Below are 11883 nucleotides of genomic sequence, written 5' to 3'. Positions count from 1 at the left end.
AGTTAATAAAACAATATTATAGTGATATATATCAATAGCTTAAAAATAAAAATTAATAGATAAATAAAAGTAAAACATCGCTTGAATAACTAAAAAATCAATGAAAAAATATATATAAATATCAGTAAAATATTATGGAGATCTTATGAGCAGTGGATTCAATTCGGGGGAACCAGACTATGCCAAACAATTCCTTGGATTCACACAAAGAGATTACAATTGGCTTTATGCTTATCTATGCATTGAGTTAAAAATTGAACCTATGGAACTATCTACTCAGGATTTAAAAAGAGTTTGTTTTGAGTTATTAAAAGCTTTAGAGAATCACATACCAAAGATACTTGAAAAAAAAGCTAATGAAGTAATCCCTACAAACTACATTTCTTGGATAACTCCAGATAACAAAAGACTCATAAATTGGTTACAAGCTCAAGATGAGTACGTTTTTAAATTACTTTGTCCTAAAAACACCCCACCAAACTACAACAAAAATTTATATCTTAACTTTTTACTTAAATTTGATATGTATAATAATAACAAATACTTAAGTAAAGGATTCTTTGAAAACAATTATCAAAACAATGCACTAATCATAGAAAAAATTAAAATTATTGAAGAAATTCAAAAGACATGGTTAGAGATACTACATATTACTTCCCCTCTAGTAGATTGGATTGATCAAGCTTCATCAGAGCAATTAGATTGGTGTCTAGAATACTTGCATAAGTCATTGGAAAATAAAAAGATATCCTTCTCACACCAGTTAGATTTATTTAATAAAATGGAAAAACCTGAACTTGAAATATTAAAGATAGTAGACCGTATACAATTTTCGAATAATGCTGAATTTATAGTTTTTTTTGAAAAAATTAGAAAGGCATGGGCACAAAAAAAGTTTACTCAAGCTAATAAAAGAAAAAAGCTTTATCAAATTCCGCTTACAATGTCAGCCAAAGAAAAACTAACTAGGCTTAGTGAAGCTAAAGGTATATCTGAAAACAAATTAATTGAACAGTTCATTGATGCTGCGTATACAGAAGATATGAGTCTATTCAAAAATGACATGAAACTTTAAATTTATATTTTACAGTAAACAACGCGGTAAGAAGTTCTTACCGCTTATAAAGTATTTAGACAGCTGAAAGTATAATTTGAATCTGACAGAGTATCCACAACTTCCTAGAATATAGTCGACCTATCGAGAATACGTAAATATCTTCAACAAACTGCTTTTAACCAACCCTTTATCTGCTTCCCATACCATTCCACGATTTTTACACGCTCGTCCCAATACTGTGCCCGGTTGTAAGCAGAGCGAATACGATTTTGAGGTACATGTGCAAGCTGACGTTCAATCGCATCAGGATTGAATAGATTAGATTCATTCACCACAGTACTAAATAAAGATCTAAATCCATGTGTAGTCATTCGTCCTGCATAGCCTGAACGTTTAATTACAGCCAAGATTGACTCGCTGCGCATAGCTTGTTTATTATTTAGTCGGTGTGGAAATAACAAATCCTGATTATGTGTCAGACGCAATGCCTGAAGTTCATCGATCATCATGTCTGTTAAGGGTACACGATGGGGTAAACCGTTCTTCATACGTCCAGCAGGGATGTCCCATCTACGCTCATCTAGATCAAACTCATCCCAATACGCTTGCAGTAATTCACTTACACGAACGCCAGTAAGCATAATCAACATAATGGCATGATGTGTTTGATCATCACATGGATAAGCCTTGATACGTCTTAGAAATTCAGGCATTTCATTTGCTGAGAGAGTAGCCAGATTTTTCACTTTTCTATTCTTAAGGGCATATACCAAATCACTAGCAGGATTATCATATCTATAACCATGCGCAATCGCGAACTTCATGACCATTCCACAGCGTGATAATGTACGCTTAGCAATCTCAAGTGAACCTCTCGCTTCTATTTTCTTAATGATCTGCAAAATTTCAGGAGCTTGGATTTGATTAATTCGCTTGTTGGCAAGCCCAATATACAATTCATCTAATGATGCTTGGACATTGCTAATATGCTTTGTAGACCATGTTTCTTTTTGATTTTCAAACCACTCTTCTGCTACCTCTTTAAAAAGTGGTTTTAACTCATCAACCGCCTCTACACGAGAAAACTTATATTTTATATCTAAAGCAATTTCACGAGCTTTTTTCAAACTTAGATCAGGATACTGCCCTAGTGCTTTAGATTTTCTTTGGCCATCAACCGTAAGTCGAAGCGCCCAATATTTACTCCCTTTTGGATCAATGATCAGTGACAACCCATTAGAATCTGATAATCGATATTGCTTTTCTTTAGGTAATGCCTTTTTGCATTCCACATCAGTTAGTGCCATTTTTCCCGCCCACTCATTTTGAATCTTGTGGGTCAAATTGTCCCAATTTTGACCCTTAAAAGGCAAAAATAAGGTCAAATCAAGTCGGATGATATCGGACAAACAGGCAAATAAAAAAGCCTTTAAGTATTGAACTTAAAGGCTTTTTTATATCGGATCGAACAATCCCGAATAATATTTTGGTGGAGATGGCGGGAGTTGAACCCGCGTCCGCCAGCATTACGCTCGAGAATACTACATGCTTAGATATCGTCTATTGTTTTAACACTAAGCGACCCGACGAACAGGGTACAAAGCACGATCCTCTAAGTTTGGTATAAAGCCCCGAGGCTTGACTCTATACGGACTTGTGTGCGTGCGCTTCAGTCGGGTTCACTGACCACAAGTATTCAGTGAAGCGGACAAGCTGCCCTTAGGCAGCTAGAGCGTATGATTCGTCGTTTGCGACTATTAAAATGCAAATTTTATTTACGAGAGAAAATGCGCTCTCGGCATGCATCTATGAGTTTCATCACCAGCGTCGAAGCCAGAAACATCCCCAAAGTACAGCGCAATCATAACATAGATCGTTAGAATTTAAATCTTAATTTCTAACCAATCAGCGAAATATACGCTTATTCTTCTATATTGTGACTGCATTTTATTTTTCAAGTTCAAAATTGAAAAGCCGCCACAAAGACAACTTTTTTGAATTTTACCTATAGTGCACCATTGCCTAACACGATGCCCTCACGGCGTGGATCGACTCCACCCGCGTATTTGCTTTGATTATCAATATTCACTTTCATAATCGTCGCAATCCCACTGGTTTGAGCCGTATTGGAAATACCATGTCCTTTTGCTTTCAACGCATCAATCAGTTCAAGTAAGGACAACTGGTCATTCGAGCTATCAATATTGGTATTTGGACTATTGATTGCCCCAAAGTTCACCAAAGACGTGGCTTGCTGTGCATTTAAATTCCAGTCCAATGCACCGACCAGCGTTTTTACTACATATTGAATAATCGTGCCGCCACCCGGTGAACCTGTTGCCATATAAAAATCACCAGGTGCTGTTCCTTTAAATACCAGCGTTGGTGCCATGGTGCTGCGTGGACGCTTACCACCTTCTACCCGATTCGCCAATAATGCACCGGTTTGATCGACAGGATTGGCACTAAAATCAGTTAACTGGTTGGATAACAGGAAGCCATCTACCATATGGAATGAACCCATACTTGCTTCTACTGTCGATGTCATTGAAACCACATTGCCATACGCATCGACAATCGTGAATTGAGTTGTACCATGTTCAACCGTCTTATCAATCCCAGCATTGGAATTGAATTGGCCTGCTGGTGCCACACCCATACTTTGATCTGGATTGATCAATGCCGCACGTTGTTTCAGATAGTTTTTGTCAATCAGACTAGCTATACCCTTCGCCGGTAAAGGCACAAAATCTGTGTCTGCTACATATTTATCGCGGTCTGCATAAGCCAGTCGTTCCGTTTCAGAAACTAAATGTACGCCCATGACATCAGGTATCCCACCTTCATTCTCTGGATTTTTAGGCGGGTATTTACTCATCTCAAAGTTTTCTAAAATGCCCAGCGTTTGTGCAACCGCGATCCCACCTGATGATGGCGGTGGCATGGTACACACATAGTAACTGTCTCGGTAAGTGGTGCAGATTGGCGTCCGTTTTTTAACTTGATAATTGGATAAGTCCTGTAAGGTCATCAAACTTGGGGTAATTGGAGTACGGGCTGCATCATCCCCTACAGTTTGCCCTGCCTTAGCCACAATATTTTTCGCCATCGGCCCGCTGTACATGGCTTTCGCACCTTGGGTTGCAAGTGTTTCCAGCGTTTTGGCATAGGCTTTATTGGTCATGGTTTCGCCCACTTTACGCGGTGTACCATCTGGATAAAAGTAAGTTGCGACTGCATTTGCATCGAGCGCCAGATGAGCGGCATTACTTGCAATTGCATCAGCCAGACGTCCAGGAATACGGAAGCCATGATCTGCCAATACAATGGCTTGATCAAAAAGCTGATCCCATTTCAGTTTGCCATGTTCCTGTTGTGCCTGTTCCAGCAAACGCATTACCCCGGGCACACCAATAGAACGGCCACTGCGACGGGCACTCGGCACAGGTGCGGGAGATTCTGGATCATGTATATCCTGTCGAACCAGATAGTATTCATTGGCAGCAGCAGGTGCAGTTTCCCGTCCATCATAGGCGGTAACCGTTTTGCTTTCTGCATCGTAATACATCATGAAACCACTACCCGCAATGGTACTGGATTGTGGCTCCACCAAACCCAACACCGCTTGTACAGCTACGGCGGCATCCACCGCAGTTCCACCCGCTTTTAAAATTTCACATCCAGCTTTTACTGCCAATGGCGTATTCGCCACCACCATATATTTATCGGCATATTTGACTGTATTGTTTAAACGATAACCCGATGCACCTTCAGGTGCCGCAGGATCACCATTCTGATCCGAACCGACCACAATACTCGAGCCATCCTCTGCCAGTTTGCTACAACTACTTGGGTCCTGATCAATAATCAGATCGGGTTTTGAAGGTTGGCCTGTATTTGAGTCTTTGCCTGATTGATCTGATGAGGAATCATTCCCACATCCCTGTAATAAACCAACAGCCAATAAACTGCTGAAAAAAAATGAATATCTATGATTCACGTGATAACTCCATTATATATACCTGCCTATCCATGCAATTGCCATGCTAGTTTATTTATTTTCAGGTATAGAGGTTTTAATCTTTGATAAAAATAAACTTTTAATAATATTCAATGATTCTAGGCTTTATCTCCTACGCCCAGTAATATCCCTCCGTGTGATTACAATGCAATCCTTATCGCTTTCAACTGGATTCTGGCATGCTTTCTCTAGAAAAAAATAGGCAAAATCTATCAATTACAGCTTAAAACACTATTTTTATACATAAAAAAAGCACCTCAGAAGAGATGCTTTTTAGTTCATAATTTTTAGTGGGTCGGCATGCCACCCGTATTCCCTTTCGGTTTTGGACTTAACCAGATCAAGGCACTGGCAAATACAAACACAATCGCCAACAGCATAAACACATGATTGGCCGACATGGTAATCGCTTCTTTATCCACTAAATTGGCAATCACACCCAGCGTTGCATCGGGTGAGAATCCATTCTGAAGCAGACTATTTTGGACTTCTTGCGGATGCAGATTATTGACCATTTCGCTACGCGCGACTTTGGCATGATCATCCCAAATGGTGACTGCAATCGACGCACCAATCGCACCAGCCATAGTTCGAAGGAAGTTCATTAAGCCTGCAGCAGATGCCATTTCTTGTGGCAATACAGATCCCATTGCAATATTCGACAACGGAATAAAGAAGAATGGCACCGCAAAACCTTGCAGGATTTGAGGCCACGCCAAGGCCATAAAATCAGCATCAGTCACCCAGAATGCACGCATCAGAGTGACAACGCCAAGCAAGGCCAACCCAAAGCTTGCCAATGCCCGCGGATCATATTTGGTCGACAGCTTCGCCACAATCGGCGACATGGTCAAACTACCAAAGCCCATGGTGGCAGTGAGATAACCTGCCCATGTGGCGGTATAACCCAGGTTGATCTGTAACCACTGTGGAATGAGTACGATACTGCCAAAGAAGGAACCGAAGCCAAAGGCCAGCGCCAGTACTGAAACAGCAAAGCCTCTATGCCTGAAAACATAAAGATTGACCACGGGATGCTTTTCAGTCAGCTCCCATATCATAAAGACAATAAAGCCTACTGCTGCGACCAGCGCCAGAATAATGATGCTGGAGTTATTAAACCAGTCGCGTTCATGTCCGAGATCCAGCATTAATTGTAATGCGCCAATCCACAACACCAATAAACCTAGGCCAATGGCATCAATCCGTAATTTTTCGGTTTTGGTTTCAGCCACAGACAATAAGCGTATGGCAGCTAAGGTACAGACAATACCAACTGGAATATTAATGAAGAAGATCCAGTGCCAAGACAGATTATCACTGATCAAGCCCCCGAGGATCGGCCCTAGAATTGGCCCAATGACCGTGGTCATCGCCCAAAGCCCCATTGCCTGAGCATGCTTTTCTGGTGGGAAAATTCGCATGAGCAAGGTTTGACTGAGCGGCATCAGTGGGCCACCACAAAGACCTTGTCCAATTCGGAAAAACACCAACATTTCCAGTGAAGTCGCTAAACCACAAAGGAATGAGAAAATGGTGAAACCAATCAATCCGAAGACAAATACCCGAACCGTACCAAAACGTCCTGCCAGCCAACCCGTTAAAGGGACACAAATTGCTTCTGCAACAGCATAAGAAGTAATGACCCATGTCCCTTGAGAGCTAGAAACTGCGAGGTTCCCTGTAATATGAGGCACAGAAACGTTAGCAATGGTGGTATCCAGTACCACCATAAAATTTGAAAGGGCGATCACAAAAGCTGCAAGCAGTAAGCGCCCGCCACTGAGTTCTGCAAAAGGAGTTTGCGTTTTCATGGCTAATTACTTCGATGCGAGATCAATATCCGCTTGCATCGACAACCCGACGCGCAATGGATGTTGTGCAAGTTCTTTTGGATCAAGGGTAATACGTACGGGTAAACGCTGTACCACTTTAATCCAGTTGCCTGTTGCATTTTGCGCAGGGATCAAGGCAAATGCCGCCCCTGTTCCACCCGAGAAACCTTGCACAGTCCCGTGATACACCACGTCATCGCCATACAGGTCTGAGCGTAGCGTAACTTGCTGACCTTCTCTGACTTTCGCCAGTTGGCTTTCTTTAAAGTTTGCATCGACATACAGCGCAGATAAAGGCACCACCGACATCATGACCGTACCCGGTGCTACACGTTGACCAATCTGAATATTACGACGGGCAATCACACCATCCACAGGTGCACGAATCACGGTACGTTCCAAATCCAGCGCAGCTTGTTCTACATGAGCTTTTGCGACGAGCACATCTGGTGTTGATGCTTCATTTACCCCTTGAATCAAGGCTTCATTGGCAGCAAAGGTACTTTCGGCGGCTTTGCGGCTAGAAGTTGCCTGAGCTAAACCTGCTTGAGCCAGATCCAAACTTGCTTTTGCAGTCGAAACTGCACTTTGTGCTTTACTTAATTCTTCTTTAGAGATTGCACCTGTCGCAGCAAGTTCATTACGGCGTTTGAGTTCCAATGCCGCACGATCATAATCCGCTTGGGCTTTGGTCACTTGTGCTTGCGCACTGCTGATCTCATCATTACGCACAACAACCTGAGAGTTTAAAGAACTGCTATTTGCCTGAGTCTGCTTATATTGACGTTGTGCTTTGGCAAGTTCAGCTTGCGCCTGTGCTAATTGAATCTTGGCATCCCGCTCATCAACACGCACCAACACATCGCCTTTTTTTACCTGTTGGGTATCTTTCACCAATACTTCCGAAACTTGCCCGCTCACCATTGAGGTAATTTGCGCTGTTTCAGCTCCCACATAAGCATTATCGGTACTGACAGAATGATTAAAGAATAACGCCCAGATGCCATACAGAATTGCAGCAAGAATGAGAATGAGCGCGAAAAATCCGAGAAATTTTTTACGTTTTGCTTTCATTGCATCATCTGATGCCGAATCTGAAGCAGCATCCTGTGGGTTGGCTTGAGCGTCAGTCATAAGTTATTCCTGAAAATTAAAGAGATTTTTAACTTTTGGTTTAATCAGCCGATCAGTTTAATTTTGAAAACTTAACTGAATGTTAAAAACCAAAGCGCAAAAAATAGGAGCAAAAATTATTTCGCATTTTACCGATAAAAAATCATATGGCGAGATTAAAAAAAATAACTGATGCGTTCAATTCTTATAAATTGATATTTTATGAATGATTTAAAACTTAAAGTTTGGCTATTTAGCCATTGCACAAATCAATACCCTACGCTCGAGACCTGCATTTAACATACCTATAAAGCATAAAGATATATTCCCTACGGGCTTGTATATTTGCTTGAGTTTGCTCTAATGAAACAAGCTGGAACAGCATTTCTATTCAATTGCTCGTCCAGAGAGCTAAGAATAAATACGCTCATTTATGGATCAAAATGGCATTTTTCTTGCTGCTAAAACAATAAGCACTTCGCTAGGTGAAAGGACTATGACATCACTCAGCCAAAACATGGATCTTATCCATCATTCGCATCAAGCCGATTTTGCACAAAATGTAATGTCGATGATCTGTGGCGAGCATCGTCTGGATACATTGTGTCGGGAGACACTCGACTTTCATTATGACGGCATGCGACTTCCTCATAAAAAAATGGCGATCGGAACTATTAGTTATGGTGCCAATGTTTCGATCAACATTTCCAATCTAAAAGCCTATAGCATTAGTCTGCCGTTTCATGGCAAGCAAACACTGAGCATTCGTGGTGCCAAATATCAATCCGATGAGAATACTGGGCTCATCGTTTCCAATCAGGATTTACAGGACTTGGTTATTAATCAGGATTGTCAAAAGTTTCAGGTGGTGATTCCCGAAAAAAGTCTGCATCTGGTGCTGTCAGAGCTCCTCAATCAACCACTTGAACAAGCGCTGGTCTTTAACCCTGAAATCTCGCTCAGCATGACTGGGCTGATGAAAGCTTGGTGGAATAACATTGAAAACTTTTTACAACTCAAATCACATTATGCAGACTTTTCGGGTTTGTCGATGTTTTCTGAAGACTATGAAAATTTTGTGATTAAAGCCCTGCTGCTGTCTCAGGAAAATAATTATTCTGCGGCATTGCATGACCGTAGCAATCAGATGGAGCCAGCATATATCCGAAAAGTGAAGAATTTTATTGTGCAACACGCACAGGAATCCTTCGATGTCGAGAGTTTACAACGCTTGGCGGGTGTCTCTAAATCCAAACTGTATGAAGAGTTTCAGCAATATTATGGACTCAGTCCCATGGCCTATTTACGTAAATATCGGTTGCAGCAAATCTATAAAATATTGAGTCATGCAAGTAAACAGCAAAAAATTTCCATTTCCAAACTCGCTTATGATTGGGGCTTTAATCACCTCAGCCGTTTTGCGCAAGAATACAAAGAGGAATTTGGCGAAAAACCGAGTGAAACCCGAAATAATATCTAGTGTGGTGTATTTATAAAACCCAAGCCCAGTGTTAGAAAGCACTGGGCTTTTTTAACGTCTTAACTGGTGCTTAAGACAGGATTGGCTTTATTGTTTTGACGCATCGCTTTTAAACTTAACGCAATAAAGGCAATAAACGTCGGTAAGGCCAAGAGGTAGAAAATACCACCGAGGCTGATTTCATAGGTAAAGATATACGAACCGAAAAATGCCCCAAAAATTGCGCCAACTCGTCCAATCCCATGCATCCATGACACGCCGACTGCACGACACTGCGATGGATAAAATAAAGCAGCTAAAGGTAACAGTGACGATTGAGCGCCCGTCAACAAAGCACCAATCAGGAAAATACTGATCCCGAGCAACAAAATACTTGAGCTGACGAAACCCGCAACGATAAACAGCATAAATGCCATTAAATATGCATATTTGATCACGATGGTTGGATTCAGCTTATCCATATACCAGCCCATAATCACAGCGCCGACCACTCCACCAAATGGGAAAATAGAAGCAATCAAGCTAAATTGCTGCGTACTGAAACCAGCGGTTTTTAAAATCGTAGGCATCCAGCTGGTGAGTAGATAAAACACTAACAGGCTCATGAAACAGCACAACCACAGCATGACTGATCCCCAGAGATATTTCGTTAGTACGGTTTTGACAGGACTATCAGTATGATTGACATCGACTTGAGCTAACTCAATTTTGACCGTGTCAGCAAAAGCATGACCTTGAACTTTTTCCAGAATGCTTTGAGCTTTATTTTGCTGATCTTTTTTAATCAGATACGGTACAGATTCTGGCAATTTCAAGATTAAAGCGACCACTAAAAATAAAGGAATAATCCCACCTAGAATTACCACTTTGGCCCAACCTAAATTTTCCAGTAAATAGGCCGACAACACCCCACCACAAGAAATGCCCAACATAAAGCCACAACCAGCCAGTCCCGTGAGGAAAGCTTTGCGTTTTGCAGGCATATATTCTGAAACGATAGTACTGATATTTGGCATGGCAGCGCCTAATCCAACGCCTGTGATGAAGCGGTAAATCATCAGGTCTTGTGTAGAAGAAGCAAAACCACACAGGATGGTAAATATAGAAAATAATAAAGTCGTGGACACAATCACGCCTTTACGTCCAAATTTATCCGCCAACGGCCCAGAAATAATTGCACCAATCGACATACCTACCAGTGCCGCACTCAGCACTGGCGCCAATTCAGGTTTAGTAATCCCCCAGTCATCCAGCAACGCAGGCGCAATAAAACCGATAATCCCTGTATCCAAACCATCACAGAAAAACACCAGAAAGCCCAATGCAAAAACCAGCCATTGCAAGGGCGACAGCCGATCCCGATTGATCACGTGATTCACATCAATTGTCTTCATTTTTATTCCCTTAAAGTAGATGTTTCAACGTATGCTCACGTTGAGATTTTTAATTTTGTAAACTGCTTATTTATCTTAAACAGGAGGATTTCCTCTCCTCCTGTTTTGTGTCAATCGTCTGGCAGCGCAGCCGATCAATTGCGAGCCGTATTGCTTTGTAAAAACTTTTCGCTATACAAACGATAGTTAACTAATGCTTGTCCATCCAGCCAACCTTTAACCGCCTCGATCATCGGTGGCGGGCCACATAAATACATGTCAAAGGCTTGTTCCGCGAGCTGTTCCCGATTCAGATGCTCGTGGATATAACCTGTTTTGCCTGCCCAAGTCTCCGAAGCTTGCGTGACAATAGGTTGATAATTGAAATTTGGTAAACGTTGAGCATAGCCTTGCAAACGGGATTGTTCACATAAATCCGTTTCCTGATTGACCCCGTAATACAGCTGGATTGCAGGTGCATTCGTTTGTTCCGCAATATTGTCCAGCATGCCTAAAAATGCCGATAAACCTGTTCCACCCGCAATAAACACCAATGGACGCTCAACCTCACGCAAATAGAAACTGCCGAGAGGTGCTTCCATCAAGATGGTTTGACCGACTTGGCAGCGATCACGTAAATAATTACTCATCACGCCATCGGGTAATAAGCGAATTAAAAACTGCAATTGATTGGTCTGATTCGGACGATTGGCGAAAGAATAAGAACGCCAGTCATCCGTCTCAGGGATCTGCAAACGTGCATATTGACCAGGTAAAAACTCTAATTGCTTGGCAGATGAACTGGCATCAACATGCAAAATCGCGGTTGTCTCGGACACCAGCTCAACCTGAGTCACCTGCGTTGCAATTTTCAGTGTCTCGCCAGCGTTACAGATTTCAGAATTGTGATCAAAATAGAATGCAGCATTGGATTTGACTCGCGTTTGACAAGCCAACATCTTGCGCTCTGCCAAATCACGCTCACTTAAAGCATCTTCATCCAC

At 41.8% G+C, this 11883-nt stretch carries 8 protein-coding genes and 1 other RNA gene; 2 read left to right on the top strand and 7 right to left on the bottom strand.

Annotated elements, in window-relative coordinates:
- Positions 1–145: 145 nt before the first annotated feature.
- Complete coding sequence (locus tag A9Z07_RS03710) at positions 146–1075, top strand: hypothetical protein (protein ID WP_069576874.1); 930 nt, start codon at positions 146–148, stop codon at positions 1073–1075.
- 143 nt (positions 1076–1218) lie between these two features.
- On the opposite strand, the gene A9Z07_RS03705 is transcribed toward A9Z07_RS03710, so the two are convergent.
- The 5 genes from A9Z07_RS03705 to A9Z07_RS03685 all read right to left on the bottom strand — a co-directional run bounded on the left by A9Z07_RS03705 (position 1219) and on the right by A9Z07_RS03685 (position 8047).
- Complete coding sequence (locus tag A9Z07_RS03705) at positions 1219–2364, bottom strand: tyrosine-type recombinase/integrase (protein WP_069576868.1); 1146 nt, start codon at positions 2362–2364, stop codon at positions 1219–1221.
- Positions 2365–2544: 180 nt separating this feature from the next.
- Positions 2545–2904, bottom strand: a transfer-messenger RNA (tmRNA) gene (gene ssrA, locus A9Z07_RS03700).
- Positions 2905–3062: 158 nt separating this feature from the next.
- Complete coding sequence (gene ggt / locus A9Z07_RS03695) at positions 3063–5057, bottom strand: gamma-glutamyltransferase (RefSeq protein WP_069576862.1); 1995 nt, start codon at positions 5055–5057, stop codon at positions 3063–3065.
- 308 nt (positions 5058–5365) lie between these two features.
- The gene (locus A9Z07_RS03690; protein WP_069576860.1) at positions 5366–6892 is read right to left on the bottom strand and encodes a DHA2 family efflux MFS transporter permease subunit; all 1527 of its coding nucleotides are present in this window, start codon (positions 6890–6892) and stop codon (positions 5366–5368) included.
- A 6-nt stretch (positions 6893–6898) separates the two neighbouring features.
- On the bottom strand, positions 6899–8047 hold the full coding sequence (locus A9Z07_RS03685) for an HlyD family efflux transporter periplasmic adaptor subunit (protein ID WP_062847588.1): 1149 nt from the start codon (positions 8045–8047) through the stop codon (positions 6899–6901).
- A 475-nt stretch (positions 8048–8522) separates the two neighbouring features.
- On the opposite strand from A9Z07_RS03685, the gene A9Z07_RS03680 reads away from it, so the two are divergent.
- Positions 8523–9506 carry an AraC family transcriptional regulator gene (locus A9Z07_RS03680; RefSeq protein ID WP_069576858.1) on the top strand — a complete coding sequence of 328 codons (984 nt, stop codon included), beginning with the start codon at positions 8523–8525 and terminating at the stop codon, positions 9504–9506.
- Between the two features lie 59 nt (positions 9507–9565).
- Here the strand turns inward: A9Z07_RS03680 and A9Z07_RS03675 are convergent, their stop codons facing one another.
- Both A9Z07_RS03675 and antC read right to left on the bottom strand, forming a co-directional pair.
- Positions 9566–10900 (bottom strand): MFS transporter, encoded by a 1335-nt coding sequence (locus tag A9Z07_RS03675; protein WP_069576856.1) that lies wholly within the window; start codon positions 10898–10900, stop codon positions 9566–9568.
- Between the two features lie 134 nt (positions 10901–11034).
- Positions 11035–11883 (bottom strand): anthranilate 1,2-dioxygenase electron transfer component AntC (gene antC / locus A9Z07_RS03670; protein ID WP_069576853.1); only part of this gene is annotated, 849 nt, incomplete at its 5' end.

Origin of the sequence: Acinetobacter sp. YK3 (genome assembly GCF_001729365.1) — a bacterium.
In the GTDB taxonomy this organism is placed as follows: Bacteria; Pseudomonadota; Gammaproteobacteria; order Pseudomonadales; family Moraxellaceae; genus Acinetobacter; species Acinetobacter vivianii.
This window is presented reverse-complemented; position numbering and strand designations above follow the sequence as displayed.